The 14,013-nt window shown below is 69.8% G+C and carries 14 protein-coding genes; 1 reads left to right on the forward strand and 13 read right to left on the reverse strand.

Going from position 1 to position 14,013, the window contains the following annotated elements; translation table 11 throughout:
• Positions 1-113: 113 nt before the first annotated feature.
• The 6 genes from AC27VN_RS16265 to AC27VN_RS16290 form a co-directional block, all read right to left on the reverse strand.
• Entirely contained in the window at positions 114-1,118 is a 1,005-nt protein-coding gene (locus tag AC27VN_RS16265; protein WP_490877198.1) for a Bug family tripartite tricarboxylate transporter substrate binding protein, read from the reverse strand.
• Positions 1,119-1,249: 131 nt separating this feature from the next.
• A complete protein-coding gene (locus AC27VN_RS16270; RefSeq protein ID WP_093346141.1) occupies positions 1,250-1,855 on the reverse strand; it encodes a thiamine pyrophosphate-dependent enzyme in 606 nt (201 codons plus the stop codon).
• Between the two features lie 8 nt (positions 1,856-1,863).
• Complete coding sequence (locus AC27VN_RS16275) at positions 1,864-2,382, reverse strand: thiamine pyrophosphate-binding protein (protein WP_093345452.1); 519 nt, start codon at positions 2,380-2,382, stop codon at positions 1,864-1,866.
• A gap of 48 nt (positions 2,383-2,430) precedes the next feature.
• Positions 2,431-3,909, reverse strand: coding sequence for an aldehyde dehydrogenase (locus AC27VN_RS16280; protein ID WP_490877199.1), 1,479 nt, complete (start codon positions 3,907-3,909; stop codon positions 2,431-2,433).
• 117 nt (positions 3,910-4,026) lie between these two features.
• Positions 4,027-4,929, reverse strand: coding sequence for an amino acid ABC transporter substrate-binding protein (locus AC27VN_RS16285; protein ID WP_490877200.1), 903 nt, complete (start codon positions 4,927-4,929; stop codon positions 4,027-4,029).
• Positions 4,930-4,966: 37 nt separating this feature from the next.
• On the reverse strand, positions 4,967-6,256 hold the full coding sequence (locus AC27VN_RS16290; RefSeq protein WP_490877201.1) for an aspartate aminotransferase type Ic: 1,290 nt from the start codon (positions 6,254-6,256) through the stop codon (positions 4,967-4,969).
• 253 nt (positions 6,257-6,509) lie between these two features.
• Here AC27VN_RS16290 and AC27VN_RS16295 point away from each other — a divergent pair, with 253 nt between their 5' ends.
• Entirely contained in the window at positions 6,510-7,352 is an 843-nt protein-coding gene (locus AC27VN_RS16295) for an HpcH/HpaI aldolase/citrate lyase family protein (protein WP_490877202.1), read from the forward strand.
• Positions 7,353-7,401: 49 nt separating this feature from the next.
• Here the strand turns inward: AC27VN_RS16295 and AC27VN_RS16300 are convergent, their stop codons facing one another.
• From AC27VN_RS16300 to AC27VN_RS16330, 7 genes are all read right to left on the reverse strand, one after another.
• Complete coding sequence (locus tag AC27VN_RS16300; RefSeq protein ID WP_490877203.1) at positions 7,402-8,328, reverse strand: LysR family transcriptional regulator; 927 nt, start codon at positions 8,326-8,328, stop codon at positions 7,402-7,404.
• A gap of 46 nt (positions 8,329-8,374) precedes the next feature.
• Positions 8,375-9,751 carry an MmgE/PrpD family protein gene (locus AC27VN_RS16305; protein WP_490877204.1) on the reverse strand — a complete coding sequence of 459 codons (1,377 nt, stop codon included), beginning with the start codon at positions 9,749-9,751 and terminating at the stop codon, positions 8,375-8,377.
• Positions 9,752-9,764: 13 nt separating this feature from the next.
• On the reverse strand, positions 9,765-10,961 hold the full coding sequence (locus AC27VN_RS16310) for a CaiB/BaiF CoA transferase family protein (protein WP_490877205.1): 1,197 nt from the start codon (positions 10,959-10,961) through the stop codon (positions 9,765-9,767).
• 5 nt (positions 10,962-10,966) lie between these two features.
• Positions 10,967-12,130 carry an acyl-CoA dehydrogenase family protein gene (locus AC27VN_RS16315; protein ID WP_057590129.1) on the reverse strand — a complete coding sequence of 388 codons (1,164 nt, stop codon included), beginning with the start codon at positions 12,128-12,130 and terminating at the stop codon, positions 10,967-10,969.
• Positions 12,131-12,148: 18 nt separating this feature from the next.
• Entirely contained in the window at positions 12,149-13,003 is an 855-nt protein-coding gene (locus AC27VN_RS16320) for an HTD2 family dehydratase (RefSeq protein ID WP_490877206.1), read from the reverse strand.
• Between the two features lie 103 nt (positions 13,004-13,106).
• The gene (locus AC27VN_RS16325) at positions 13,107-13,559 is read right to left on the reverse strand and encodes a PaaI family thioesterase (RefSeq protein ID WP_490877207.1); all 453 of its coding nucleotides are present in this window, start codon (positions 13,557-13,559) and stop codon (positions 13,107-13,109) included.
• A 16-nt stretch (positions 13,560-13,575) separates the two neighbouring features.
• The coding region (locus tag AC27VN_RS16330) for a helix-turn-helix transcriptional regulator (protein ID WP_490877208.1) at positions 13,576-14,013 on the reverse strand (438 nt) is incomplete at its 5' end.

The raw sequence follows: 14,013 nt of genomic DNA on the forward strand, positions 1-14,013 counted from the left end.
GCCAGTCGACCTCGTGGGCCGCCAGGTCGGCGCTGAGCACCTGGGTCGGTCCGAGCACGGACCGCAGATGGGCGATGAGGTCGACCGGGTTCATGCGGACTCCACCCAACGCGTCACTCGGGCTTGATGCCGGCGGCCTTGATCAGCGGGCCCAGCCGGTCCATGTCCGCGCGCAGGGCACGCGAGAGCTGCTCGGGCGCGCCGCCGAGGATCAGCGCGCCGTCGGCCTCGAGCTTGGCCTTCACGTCGGGCGTGCGCAGCGTCTCGTTGAGCTTGGCGTTCAGCGTCGCGACGATCGCCGCCGGCGTTCCGGCCGGCGCCACGATGCCGTACCAGCTCACGAGCTCGAAGCCCGGGAAGCCGCTCTCGGCGATGGTCGGCACGCCCGGCAGCGCGGGCGAGCGCTGCGCCGAGGTGACCGCGATGCCGCGCACCTTGCCGCCGTCGATGAAGCCGCGCATCGTGACGCTGGTCCCGACCCAGGCGTCGAGCCGGCCGCCGAGCATGTCCGGCATGCCTTGCGCGATGCCGCGATAGGGGATCAGGTTGAACTTCGCGCCCGACTGCTTCTGCAGCAGCTCGGTCGCCAGCAGCGGGCTCACGGTCGGGTAGCCGATGCTCACCGAGCCCGGATCCTTCTTCGCCTTCGCGATGGCGGCCGCGAGATTCGCCGCGCCGCTGGCCGCGTCGACCGTGAACACATAGGGCGTGGAAGCGATCAGCCCGATCGGCTGGAAGTCCTTCAGCGGGTCGAAGGGCAGCTTGTCGTAGAGCGACGGGCTCAGCGCGATGTGATCGGTGAGCGTGAGGCCGAGCGTGTAGCCGTCGGCCCTGGACTTGGCAACCGCCTGCAGCGCGATGTTGCCGTTGGCGCCCGCGCGGTTGTCGATGATGACGCTGGTCTTGAGCAGCTCGCCGAGCGTCGGCGCCAGCACGCGCGCCAGCTTGTCGCCGCCGCCGCCCGGCGGGAAGGGCACGATCAGGCGCACGGGCTTGTCGGGGTAGTCGGTGTCGGCGCGTGCCGGCAGGCACAAGGTGAAGGCGAGCGCGAGGCCCAGGAGGCTCGCGACGGCGAGGCCGCGGCCCCGCGTGTTCGATGCGCTGTAGGTGTGGCCCATGTGATGTCTCCGGTGGGTTGTTGTGTGGCGGGCGGCCGCGCCCCGGCCGCCGGCGTTCGAGCCAGCCGTTGTGCGGCCTCCACGCATCCGCGACGTCGCGGTGCACGAAGGGATTGCCGGGGCCGCGGGCCTCAGACGTGCGCTTCGGCGCCCAGCAGCGCGGTGCGGAAGCGGCTGCGCAGGAACGGGCCGTCACGCGGCGGCAGCGCCGTGGGCGCGGGATCGGTCGTGACCTTGATGGTCGCGAGCACCGGGCCCTGGCCGTGGAGGATCCTGTCGACCGCCTCCTCGAGCTCCGCGGCCGTGCGCACCGTCAGCGCCTGCGGGAAGCCCGTGGCCTTCGCGACCTCGGTGATGTTGACGCCGCGGCCCGCGTGGGCCGGCTGCATGCCGGTCTCGGCGTAGTGCTCGTTGTCGATCACGACGACCGTGAGGTTCTCGGTGCGGTCGACCGCGGCGGTCGCCAGCGAGCCCAGCCCCATCATCATCTCGCCGTCGCCGACGAACACGATGACGCGCTTCTTCGGCTGCGCGCGGGCCAGGCCCAGGCCCACCATCACGGCGCCGCCCATCGCGCCCCAGAGGTAGAAGTTCTGCGGACCGTCGCCCGCGGCGGCCACGTCGAAGGTCGGATTGCCCAGGCTCGTGATGGCCAGCGCCTCGCCCCGGTCGCGCAGGATGCGCGCCACCACTTCGCGGCGATTCAGGACGGCTTGGTTCTTGGCTGTGGATGACATGGCGGTGCTCACTTGTTGAAATTCTTCGTGCCGATGACGCGCTGCCCGATCAGCACCGCGACGCTGCGCCCGGTCTGGTAGGCGAACTTCGCGCCGGCGATCACGGTGGGCGGAACCTCCTCGGGCGAATCGGCGCGGTACACGTAGACGCCCGAGTCCTCGAGCACCGCCTGCGTCGACTTGCCCATCGCGACCTGCCAGGGGTTGAACTCGCCCCACTCGCCGCGCATCGTCACGATCATGAACAGCGGCATGCGCGTCTCGTGCTGCAGCGACAGCATGTTGATGCAGTTGCCGACGCCGCTGGACTGCAGCAGCAGCACGCCGCGGTCGCCGCCGAGCCAGGCACCGCCGAGCATCGCGACGCCCTCCTCCTCGGTGGTGAGCGAGACCGCATGGATCCCGGGGTCCGCCTCGCACATGCGGATCAGCTGGCTGTGGCCCGCGTCGGGGACATAGGCGACCTGCCGGACGCCGAGATTCTTGAAGCCTTCGAAGATTTGCTGAGGCCAATCGATGGTGGACATGGGAGTGAGTGGGGTGGTGAATGATGGAAGGAAGGGATCGATCGATGCTCAGCGCATGACGAAGGGGTTGGCCGTCGCCGCGCCGGTGTTGATCCAGACGCTCTTGGTCTGCAGGTATTCGTTGATCGCGTCCATGCCGTTCTCGCGGCCCAGGCCCGAATCCTTGTAGCCGCCGAACGGCGACATGAAGCTCACGGCACGGTAGGTGTTGATCCACACCATGCCGGCCTGCAGCCGCTCGGACATGCGGAACGCGCGGCCCATGTCGCGCGTCCACACGCCCGAGCCGAGCCCGAAGCGCACGTCGTTGGCGATGCGCACCGCGTTGTCCTCGTCCTTGAAACGGATGATCGAGAGCACGGGGCCGAACACCTCTTCCTGCGCGATGCGCATGCCGTTGTCGACGTCGCCGAAGATCGTCGGCTGCACGAACCATCCGCTGCCGCAGGCCTCGCCCGTGGCGGGACCGCCGCCGAGCAGCAGCCGGGCGCCCTCGTCCTTCGCGATCTGGATGTAGCTCAGCACCTTGTCGTACTGGGGCCGCGTGGTCACCGGGCCGACCTGGGTGTCCATCGACATCGGGTTGCCCATGCGCGCAGTGCGCGCCAGCGCCAGCAGGCGCTCGACCACCTCGTCGTACACCGCGTCCTGCACCAGCAGGCGCGAGCCCGCGATGCAGGTCTGGCCGGTGGCGGCGAAGATGCCCGAGACCGCGCCGTTCACGGCGTCGTCGAGCTTCGCGTCCGCGAAGACGATGTTGGGCGACTTGCCGCCGAGCTCCAGGCTCACGTGCTTGAACTGGCGCGCGGCCGCCTCGTTGATGGCGCGGCCGGTGGCGTCGGCGCCGGTGAAGCTGATCTTCGCGACCCGCGGATGCTCGACGAGCGTGGCGCCCACCTCGCGCCCGAAGCCCGTGACCACGTTGACCACGCCGGCGGGAAAGCCCGCCTCCTCGAACAGCCGCGCGAATTCCAGGCTCGATGCCGAGGTGAACTCAGAAGGCTTGATGACCACCGTGCAGCCCGCGGCGAGCGCGGGGGCGATCTTCCAAGTGGCCAGCAGCAGCGGCGAGTTCCAGGGCGTGATGGCGGCCACCACGCCGAGCGGCTCGCGGCGCGTGAAGTTGAAGTAGCCCGGCTTGTCGAGCGGCATCACGCGCCCCTCGACCTTGTCGGCCAGGCCGCCGAAGTAGTAGAACCACTGCGGGATGTAATGGAGCTGCCCCAGCATCTCGGCCAGCAGCTTGCCGTTGTCGCGCACCTCGATCTCGGCCAGCCGGCGCGCATCGCGGGCGATCAGGTCGCCGACGCGGCGCAGCAGCGCACCGCGCTCGGTGGCCGTGAGCCTGGCCCAGGGCCCCTCGGTGAAGGCCCGGTGCGCCGCCTGCACGGCGGCGTCGACGTCGGCCGCGCTGCCCGAGGCGATCTCGGCCCAGGCCTCGCCGGTGTAGGGGTTGTGTGTTTCGAACCAGGTGCCGCCGAGGGGGGCGGCTTCCTGTCCGTCGATCCAGTGTGAGTAGCGTTTCATATCGGTGGACGAAGCTTCCTACATCGATGCGCGCGGCGCCATTTGCGATTCGCAAACAGGCACTTCAGGAGTGATCAAGGCGGCGCGCGACGAATGGGGCATGGATGGGTCCGGGGCCTATTCCTTGGCCACGTAGGCTTCAGCGGGCTTGTCGCTCGGATTGGCCCAGGCGTTCTTCGTGGCCTCGCCCAGCGGCAGATTGATGGTCACGCCCACGGGCGGGATCGGCTTCAGGAACCACTTGTCGTAGAGCCTGGCGAGCTCGCCCGACCTGGCCTGGGCCTTGATGCTCTCGTCCACCGCGGCCTTGAACGCGGGATCGTCCTTGCGGATCATGATCGCGATGGGCTCGACGGCCAGCACGTCGGGCAGCAGCCTGAAGTCCTTCGGTGACTTCGACTTGGCCGCCAGCGAAGCCAGCACCGAGGCGTCGAGCACGAAGGCATCGGCGCGGTCGGATTCGAGCAGCAGGAAGCTGTCGGAATGGTCCTTGCCATAGACCTCGGAGAAGCTCAGGTTCTCGGCGCGCTTCTGCTTGCGCAGGGTCTGCAGCGGCGTGGTGCCGGTGGTGGTGACGACCGTCTTGCCCTTGAGGTCCGCGAGCGCATGGATGCTCGAACTCGCTTTCACGAGGATCTTGGTCTCCTCGATGTAGGTGGTCACGCCGAAGGCCACGTCCTTCTGGCGCGCGGCGTTGTTGGTGGTCGAGCCGCACTCGAGGTCGACGGTGCCGTTCTGCACCAGCGGAATGCGGTTCTGCGAGGTCACGGGCTGGTACTTGACCTCGAGCTTGCGGCCGAGCGACTTCTCGAGGTCCTTGATGATGTTGGCGCAGACGTCGAAGTGGAAGCCCGTGTACTGGCCGTTGCCCAGCGTGTAGGCCAGGCCCGAGGACTCGCGCACGCCCTCGGTGATGGCGCCCGAGGCCTTGACCTTGGCGAGGGTGTCGTTGGCCTGCGCGAGCGCGCCGCAGGCGGCCAGCGTGGCGATGGCCAGGATCGATGCTTGTTTCTTCTTCATGCGGAAAGCTCCAGCGGGGATGGGGAAAAAAGGGAGGTCAGGCGGCGCGCGCCGCCAGCAGCTGCTCGGCGGCGGCCAGCCGCACGCACAGCGCGACCACTTCGGCGGCGCGGCCCAACTGCTCGATCGACGGCGAGGACGGCGCGATGCGCAGCGTGCGGTCGAGCGGATCGATGCCGCCCGGAAACGGCGCACCGGCCGGCGTGAGCGTGACGCCCGCGCGGCCCGCGAGCTCGACCACGCGGCGGGCCGTGCCCGGCTGCACGTCGAGCGCGATGAAATAGCCGCCGCGCGGGCGCGTCCATTGCGCGATGCCCAGCGGGCCCAGTTCGCGCTCGAACACATCCAGCACGCGGTCGAAGCGCGGCGCCAGCAGCGCGCGGTGGCGCAGCATCAGCATCTCGAGGCCCACGCGATCGCGCAGGAAGCGCACATGGCGCAGCTGGTTGAGCTTGTCGGGCCCCACGCTGCGCACCGCCGCATGGCCGAGCCACCAGCGCAGGTTCTCGGGCGAGGCACCGAACAGCGCGACGCCGGCACCGGCGAAGGTGATCTTCGAGGTGGAGGCGAAGACCAGCGGCCGGTTCGCATGGCCGTGCGCCGCGCAGCGCTCGGCGATGTTCGCGATCTGCACCTCCTCCACGCCGAGGTGATGCAGGCCGTAGGCGTTGTCCCAGAACAGGCGGAAGTCCGGCGCGGCCGTGGGCATGGACGCGAGCGCCTCGACGACCGCATCCGAATACACGGCGCCGGTCGGGTTGCTGTACTTGGGCACGCACCACATGCCGCGCACCGACGGGTCCTGCACGTGCGCGCGCACCGCCTTCATGTCGGGCCCGTCGTCGTGCAGCGGCACCGGGATCAGGCGGATGCCGAAGGCCTCGCAGATCGCGAAGTGGCGGTCGTAGCCGGGCACCGGGCAGAGGAAGGCCACGCCCGAGGGCACGGCATGCCATGCCTCCTTGCCGCCGGGCACCCCCGCGCGCCAGGCATGCGAGACGCAGTCGTACATCATCGACAGGCTCGAGTTGCCGCCGGCCACCACCTGTTCGGGCGGCACGCCGAGCATGAACGCGAACAGCCGCCGCGCTTCGGGCAGGCCCTGCAGGCCCATGTAGTTGCGGCAGTCGGTGCCGTCCTCGGCGAGGAAGTCCTGCGTGCCGGGCAGCGCCAGCAGGCCCTCGGACAGCGCGACCTGTTCCGCCGACGGCACGCCGCGCGCCATGCTGAGCTTCAGCGGCTTCGCGCAGAGCGCTTCATGGGCCCGGGCCCACTGTCGATGCAAGGTGTCGAGCGCCGGGCGGGAAGCGTGGATCAGTTCGTTCATGGGTCCGTGGTGTTGCGCACGGCGTTGCATGCCGGCGCGCGGAGCTTCCTGGATCCGCGCGCCGCGCGCTATTTGAGATTCGCAAACGGGCACTTCGCGAGCCCTCAAGGCAGGGCGCGGTGCGGGGTCGACGTCGAACAGGGCCTGCCCATCCGGCCGGTGTTTGGCCACGCGCAATGGCGGCTTGTGGAAGCGCAAATTGCGCGGCCCGCGCGCGGTGGGCATTCTTCAGGGCGAACTCACTGGCGAAACCATGACACTGCCCCAACGCTCCTTCCTCTTCGTGCCCGCGAACCGACCCGACCGCTTCGACAAGGCGCTGGCCTGCGGCGCCGATGCCGTCGTCATCGACCTCGAGGACGCAGTGCCTCCCGAGAACAAGACCGAGGCGCGCCATTCCGTGGCCGCCTGGCTGGCGGCCCACCATCGCGTGATCGTCCGCATCAACGCGGCCGACACGCCCTGGTTCAAGGACGACCTCGCGCTGGCCCGGCTGCCCGGTGTCGCGGGCATCATGCTGCCCAAGACGGAGCGCATCGACGAGGTGTTCAGCGTGTCGTGCATCGGCGCGGGCACGGCGGTGTTTCCGATGATCGAGACCGCCGCCGGGCTGCACAACGTCCACACCATCGCGCGGGCGCAGGGCGTGCAGCGGCTGGTGTTCGGCTCGATCGACTTCCAGCTCGACCTGGGCATCTCGGGCGACGAGCTCGAACTGCTGCCCTACCGCGCGCAGCTGGTGATGGCGTCGCGCCTGGCCCGGCTGGCCGCGCCTATCGATGGCGTCAGCACCTCGATCGACGACCAGGCCGCGCTCGCGGCCGACACGCTGCGTTCGCGGCGGCTCGGCTTCGGCGCCAAGCTATGCATCCACCCGAAGCAGGTGGGTGCGGTGAACGCGGCCTTCTGCGCCACCGCCGAGGAACTCGCCTGGGCGCGCCGCGTGCTCGAGGCGGCCGCGCGTTCGGCGGGTGCCGCCGTCGCGGTGGACGGCAGGATGGTGGACCGCCCCGTCATGATGCGTGCGCAGGCGATCGTGCAGGAAGCGGGCGAACGTGCGTTGCGGCTGGCCGGCGCGGCAGCGACGCAGTCCTGAACAAGACCGACCCGGTGCTCGCGCCCTGCTCGAGCCCGGGGTCTGAAAATCAATCGGCCTCGCCGACCGAAGACCGCGTGGCCGACAACGCATCGGCCTTCAGCAGCTCGACCAGGTCGCGCGCGAAGCCGGGCAGCGCCTCGAGGCTGCGAAAGCAGATCTGCAGGTTGCGCAGGGCCCAGTCGTCCTCGAGCTGGATGACCTGGACCGCCATGTACTGCCGGTAACGCTCGGCCGAGGTGCCCGGCATGATGCTGATGCCGACGTTCGATTCGGTCATCTTGCAGCAGGCCTCGAAGTTGCCGACCTGGATGCGCGGCCTGAGCACGCGGTTCATGTCGCGGGCGATCTGGTTCAGGAACGAATGGATGGCCGTGCCCTCGTTGAGCACCACGTGCTCGTATTCGAGGGTCTCGGCAAAGGGCACCGGCGAGCGGGCCGCGAGCGCATGGCCGTCGGGCACCACCAGCACCAGCCGGTCCTCGCGATAGGGCACGACCTCGAGCCCCTCGGTGCGCACGCGCCCCGAGACGATGCCGATGTCGGTGTGGCCGTCGGACACCGCGCGCACGATGTCGCCGCTGCCGCGCTCGCGCAGGTCGACGTTCACATCGGGATGGGTGATGAGGTAGCGGCTCATCACGGCCGGCAGGAAATCGGTGATGGCGGTCGTGCTCGCGAACACGCGCAGATGGCCCTTGATGCCGCTCGCGTACTCCTGCAGGTCGTTGCGCAGGTGCTCGAGCTGGCCGACCACCAGGCGCGCGTGATAGGCCAGCGCCTGGCCCGGCGGCGAGAGGGTCACGCCCTGGCTGCTGCGGTACAGCAGCTTGGTGCCCACGCTTTCCTCGAGGTTCTTGACGCGGATGCTCGCCGCCGAGACCGACATGAACGTGGCCTCGGCGCCTCGCGTGAGGCTGTTGGCCTCGGCGATGGCCAGGAACAGCCGCAGGTCTACCAGATCGAAATGGATCATCTTGCTTTCCGACTTTGCCCCTCGCCCGCCGCCGCCGTTGCCTGCGTCAACGAGGAACGACAGGCTCCAGCAGAGGACCGACGCGCGGCACCGACATCAGCGACCAGACCCAGCCGATGACGCTCTGCATCTCGGCGGCCGTGGCGCCGTGGCGGTAGAGCGCCAGGCGCGTCGCCTTCTCTTCCAGTTCATGGCGCTCGAGGGTGTTGCCGGGATCGCCCTTGGGTTCGTCGACGCGGCCCTCGAGACGGCGGCCGTCGATGGTATCAACATGCACCTTGCCGATCCATCGCGCCGGGTAGGCCCGGTCCACCTCGGGGTCGAGGACCATGCTGACCTTGTCGTGGAAGGCCGAGACCGCGGCGTCCTTGAAGTGCCCGTCGAACTCCGCCAGGCCCGCACGGCCATGCACCGCCACCAGGCCGAGCACGGTGCCCATCGAGAACTTCGACTGGTGCACGGTCTGCGGATCCGTGACCGGGCCGAGGACGTCGATGGCCGCCTGGTGCACCTGCGCCGTCACCGCCTTCACGTCGCCGGCCGCGAGCTGGTGGCGCTGCAGGAGCTGCTGCAGCGCATCGGCCGCGGGATGCGTGTGGCGGCACGAGGCGTGGAACTTGAACGAGGTCTCGGGCAGCGCCCAGCGCGTGCCGAGGCCGTCCGTGAGCCGGGCCGGATCGGCATCGCTCGACATGCCCGCGGCCATGCCCTGCGCGCCGGTCAGGATGCGCCGCGCGCCCGTGAAGTCGTCCTTGGCCAGGTAGGCGGCCGTGAGGCCGGCGCCGGCCGCGTGCGCCGTGTGCAGCTGCTTGGAATCGGCGGCGTCGCGCAGGAACTCCCACAGGCCCGAGGCCTGGGTGCCCGCGGAGCCGATCGCATGCAGCATCTGGTCGGGCGTGAGCGCCAGCAGGTGGCCGGCCGTCACCGCGGCGGCCACGGCACCGGCGGTGCCCGTGGTGTGGAAGATCTTGTAGTGCGAGCGGCCCAGGAACTCGCCGACGCGGATGCCGACCTCGTAGCCGGCGACCGCCGCGGTCAGCAGCTGCGCGCCGCTGAGGCCATGCGCCTGGGCGATCGCGAGCGCCACCGGGAACACCACGGCCGCCGGATGGAACACGGAGCCGTTGTGCACGTCGTCCTGCTCGGCGAAGTGCGAGGCCGCGGCATTCGCCATCGCGGCCATCAGGGGGCTGGAGCGCGTGCGGTGGATCAGGATCTCGCTGCGGCCGTCGCCCGCGCCCATGGCGGACGCGAAGCGCGTGATGGTCTCGACCGGCCGCGCGCCCTTGCCGGCCAGCGCCGAGCCGATCCAGTCGAGGAACAGGTCCTCGGCGCGGCGCAGCACGGCCGGCGGGATGTCCTCGGCCTTCAGGTCGGCGGCGAAGCGCGCCAGGATGGACTCGGGGGTGTTCGAGGTCGTCATGTCGGATGTTCTTTCAGAGGATCTGGCTGGCACGCAGGCGCGCGATGTCTTCGGGACCATAGCCCAGCGCTTGCAGGATGGCATCGGTGTGCTCGCCCAGCGCGGGAACCGGGTCCATGCGCGGCGCGAAGCGATCGTTGTCGGCCGGCGGCTTCAGCGCCGGGATCGGCCCGACGGGGGAGCCCACCTCGCACCAGCGCTCCCGCGCGCGCAGCTGGGGATGGGCCCACACGTCCGCGATGTCGTTGACGCTGGCGTTGCCGATGTGGGCGGCATCGAGCCGCTCGATGCACTGGGCCGCCGTCAGCGGCTGCAGCAGCGACTCGATGCGCTGCTTGAGTTCCACCCGGTGGGCGCTGCGCTTGGCGTTGGCATCGAAGCGCTCGTCGGTGGCCAGTTCCGGGTGCGCGAGCACCTGCTCGCAGAAGGCCTTCCACTCGCGCTCGTTCTGCAGGCCGAACAGCACGGTCTTGCCGTCGCCCGCCGTGAACGGACCGTAGGGATAGATGCTCGGATGGCTGGCGCCCGCGCGCGCGGCCTGGGCCTGGCCCTCGAAGCCGTAGTAGAGCGGATTGCCCATCCATTCGGCGAGGCATTCGAGCATCGACACGTCGATGTGGCTGCCCTCGCCGGTGATGCCGCGCTGGATCAGTGCCGCCAGCACCGCGCTGTAGGCATACATGCCGGCGGCGATGTCGGCCACCGAGATGCCGGCACGCGCCATCTCCTCGGGCGACCCGGTCACCGACAGCAGGCCGGCCTCGGCCTGGATCAGCAGGTCGTAGGCTTTCTTGTCGCGGAACGGTCCCGCGCTGCCGTAGCCCGAGATGTCGCAGACGATCAGGCGCTTGTGCGTGGGGCGCAGCGCTTCCTCGGACAGGCCGAGCCGCGCCGCGGCGCCGGGCGCGAGGTTCTGCACCAGCACGTCGGCCTGGCCCAGCAGTTTGGCGAGCACCTGCCGCGCCTCGGACTGCTTGACGTCGAGGGTGATGCTTTCCTTGGACCGGTTGATCCAGACGAAATAGGAGGCCTCGCCCCGGACCCGCCGGTCGTAGGCGCGCGCGAAGTCGCCGGCGCCCGGGCGCTCGATCTTGATGACCCGCGCGCCCAGGTCCGCGAGCTGGCGCGTGGCGAAGGGCGCCGCCACCGCGTGCTCGAGCGTGACGACGGTGATGCCTTCGAGCGGACGCCTGCCTTGGGTTCGCGTCATGGCGCTCAGAAGGAACGCGGCAGGCCGAGCAGGTGCTCCGCCACGTACGCGTAGATCAGGTTGGTGGAGATCGGCGCGACCTGGTAGAGACGCGTCTCGCGGAACTTGCGCTCGATGTCGTATTCGTTCGCGAAGCCGAAGCCGCCATGGAACTGCAGGCAGGTGTTGGCCGCTTCCCAGCTCGCCTTGGCCGCCAGGTACTTCGCCATGTTGGCCTGCGCGCCGCAGGGCTGGTGCGCATCGAACAGCTCGCATGCCTTGAAGCGCATGAGGTTGGCGGCCTCGACCTCGATGTAGGCGTCGGCGATCGGGAACTGCACGCCCTGGTTCTGGCCGATCGGGCGGCCGAACACCACGCGCTCGTTGACGTACTTCGTCACGCGGTCGATGAACCAGTAGCCGTCGCCGATGCACTCGGCCGCGATCAGCGTGCGCTCGGCGTTCAGGCCGTCGAGGATGTACTTGAAGCCCTGGCCTTCCTCGCCGATCAGGTTCTCGGCCGGGATCTCGAGGTTCTCGAAGAACAGCTCGTTGGTCTCGTGGTTCACCATGTTCGGGATCGGCCGCACCGTCATCCCGCTCTTCTCGGCGGCGCGCAGGTCGACCAGGAAGATCGACATGCCCTCGGACTTCTTCTTGACCTCGGCCAGCGGCGTGGTGCGCGCGAGCAGGATCATCCAGTCCGAGTGCTGCACGCGCGAGATCCAGACCTTCTGGCCGTTGACGACGTAGCGATCGCCCTTCTTCACGGCCGTGGTCTTGATCTTGGTGGTGTCGGTGCCGGTCGTGGGCTCGGTCACGCCCATCGACTGCAGCCGCCATTCGCCCGAGGCGATCTTGGGCAGGTAGAGCTGCTTCTGCTGCTCGGAGCCGTGGCGCAGCAGCGTGCCCATGTTGTACATCTGGCCGTGGCAGGCGCCGGAGTTGCCGCCCGAGCGGTTGATCTCCTCCATGATCACCGAGGCCTCGGTCAGGCCCAGGCCCGAGCCGCCGTACTCGGCGGGGATCAGCGCCGCGAGCCAGCCGGCCTTGGTCAGCGCATCGACGAAGGCCTCGGGGTAGGCGCGCTGCTCGTCGATCTTGCGGTGGTATTCGTCGGGGAACTCGGCGCAGAGTGCGCGCACGGCATCGCGGATGTCTTGGTACTTGTCGACGGCGTTCTTCGTCATTGGATCGCTGCTTGGGGGTTAGAAAAAACTGGCGCGGGCTTCCATCGCCAACACACCATCATGGTTGCGTGCCCACAGCGTCTGGGAACCGTCGGCCTGGGCCTTGCCGCACAGCTCGAAGGCGGCGGTGTCGAACAGGGGATGCACGGCGCGGAAGGCGAAGCCGCGTACGCGGCGCTGCGGCAACTGGCGGCTCGCGAGCCCCAGCAGCAGCGTGGCCACCATCGGGCCATGGACCACCAGGCCCGGGTAACCCTCCACCTCGGTGGCGTAGGGCCGGTCGTAGTGGATGCGGTGGCCGTTGAAGGTCAGCGCGGAGTAGCGGAACAGCAGCACCGGATCGGGCACGACGGTCTCGCGGTAGTCCTCGTCCGTCGCCGCCCTCTTGCCCGCCGGGGCGGGCGCGCCCGCGGCCGGCATGCCGCGGTAGACGATGTCCTGCTCCTCGGTGATGGCCAGGCCCCTGGCATTCGAGATCTCGTGGCGGACCTTGACGAAGACCAGCGGCCCGCTCTTGCCCTGCTTGGCATCCACGTCGAGGATCCGCGACTGGCGCGTGATCTCGTCGCCCACCTGCAGCGGATGGTGGAACTGCAGCTCGCCGCCGGCCCACATGCGGCGCGGCAGCGCGATCGGCGGCAGGAAGCCGCCGCGCAGCGGATGGCCGTCGACGCCGATCTGGTCCTGGCGCGCCAGCGGGATGAAGTGCAGCCAGTGCCACAACGGGGGCACGTCGCTGCCCAGGTTGAAGGCGAGGTCATCCCGGTCGAACGTGGCGGCCAGCGCCGACAGCGACGCGGCGCCCACGTCGTCGCCCCTGCGCTCGGTGCGGCCGATCCAGGCCCGGAGGTCGACGGAGGTCTCGGTAGTCATGGCCGCAGCATTGCCCGATCCGGCGGAATGCGCAATTTGGCATTCGCAAAGTGCGCCTTGTTGGGCGTTCAACGCGCCGGCGGCATCCGGCCTCGGCGCTCGGTCAGTGCCGGATGTCCTCGCGCCCCACCACCGCCATCAGCGTGGCCGTCATGGTCGCGATCAGCGACTCCTTCCCCTCGCGCAGCGCATAGGCGCGACCGTCGCTCACGCTGATCGTGCGGCCCACCTTGGTCACGCCGGCGCGGAACACGAAGCGCTCGCCGGCCGCCGGGGCCAGCAGGTTGATCTTGAACTCGACCGTGAGCACCGCCGCCTCGGGTGGCATCAGCGAGAAGGCCGCGTAGCCGCAGGCGCTGTCGAGCCCGGTGGCGACGATGCCGGCATGCAGGAAGCCGTGCTGCTGGGTCAGCCGCTCGGCGGCCGGCATCGCCAGCTCGACCTCGCCGGCCCGCACCGCGACCAGTTCGATGCCGAGCGCGCGCATCGCGTTCTGCCGCTCGAAGCTGGCCCTCACCCGTTGCGCATCGGCGGGGTCGATCGTCTCTCGCACCATGGAATCGCTCCGTTCATCACGTGGAAACCAGGGTGTGTACCCGCTGCCGCAGCGCCGGGTCTTGGAAGAATCGGCCAACATCGCCGCCGGCCTCGGCGCGCGAGCGCGCGGCGAAGCGACCGGGCGAGGTGCCGGCGCGGCGCTGGAAGTCGGCCGACATGTGCGACTGGTCGGCATAGCCGCGCGCCTGCGCGGTATCAGCGAGGCTGGCCGGCGAACGCGCGAGGTCGAGCAGCGCGCCGCGAAAACGGTGCAGCGCCTGCCAGGCCTTCGGGCCCAGCCCGACACTGGCGTCGAAGCGGCGCCGCAGCGTGCGTTGCGACACCGCAGCCATCGCCGGTGCTCCGCCGAGGCGTGGGCACAGGTCGGCCGCGAGCGCATCGAGCGCATGGACCACCGCGTCGAGCGATCCCTCGATGCCGATCGGCCCGAGCTCCGGCAGCGCGCCGGGCGA

Source organism: Variovorax sp. 20P10.2.4, from assembly GCF_058244205.1.

Excerpts from the sequence above, each read along its gene's own strand:
- AC27VN_RS16265 (WP_490877198.1), bottom strand. The coding sequence starts at position 1,118 with ATGGGCCACACCTACAGCGCATCGAACACGCGGGGCCGCGGCCTCGCC.
- AC27VN_RS16270 (WP_093346141.1), bottom strand. The coding sequence starts at position 1,855 with ATGTCATCCACAGCCAAGAACCAAGCCGTCCTGAATCGCCGCGAAGTG.
- AC27VN_RS16275 (WP_093345452.1), bottom strand. The coding sequence starts at position 2,382 with ATGTCCACCATCGATTGGCCTCAGCAAATCTTCGAAGGCTTCAAGAAT.
- AC27VN_RS16280 (WP_490877199.1), bottom strand. The coding sequence starts at position 3,909 with ATGAAACGCTACTCACACTGGATCGACGGACAGGAAGCCGCCCCCCTC.
- AC27VN_RS16285 (WP_490877200.1), bottom strand. The coding sequence starts at position 4,929 with ATGAAGAAGAAACAAGCATCGATCCTGGCCATCGCCACGCTGGCCGCC.
- AC27VN_RS16290 (WP_490877201.1), bottom strand. The coding sequence starts at position 6,256 with ATGAACGAACTGATCCACGCTTCCCGCCCGGCGCTCGACACCTTGCAT.
- AC27VN_RS16295 (WP_490877202.1), top strand. The coding sequence starts at position 6,510 with ATGACACTGCCCCAACGCTCCTTCCTCTTCGTGCCCGCGAACCGACCC.
- AC27VN_RS16300 (WP_490877203.1), bottom strand. The coding sequence starts at position 8,328 with ATGATCCATTTCGATCTGGTAGACCTGCGGCTGTTCCTGGCCATCGCC.
- AC27VN_RS16305 (WP_490877204.1), bottom strand. The coding sequence starts at position 9,751 with ATGACGACCTCGAACACCCCCGAGTCCATCCTGGCGCGCTTCGCCGCC.
- AC27VN_RS16310 (WP_490877205.1), bottom strand. The coding sequence starts at position 10,961 with ATGACGCGAACCCAAGGCAGGCGTCCGCTCGAAGGCATCACCGTCGTC.
- AC27VN_RS16315 (WP_057590129.1), bottom strand. The coding sequence starts at position 12,130 with ATGACGAAGAACGCCGTCGACAAGTACCAAGACATCCGCGATGCCGTG.
- AC27VN_RS16320 (WP_490877206.1), bottom strand. The coding sequence starts at position 13,003 with ATGACTACCGAGACCTCCGTCGACCTCCGGGCCTGGATCGGCCGCACC.
- AC27VN_RS16325 (WP_490877207.1), bottom strand. The coding sequence starts at position 13,559 with ATGGTGCGAGAGACGATCGACCCCGCCGATGCGCAACGGGTGAGGGCC.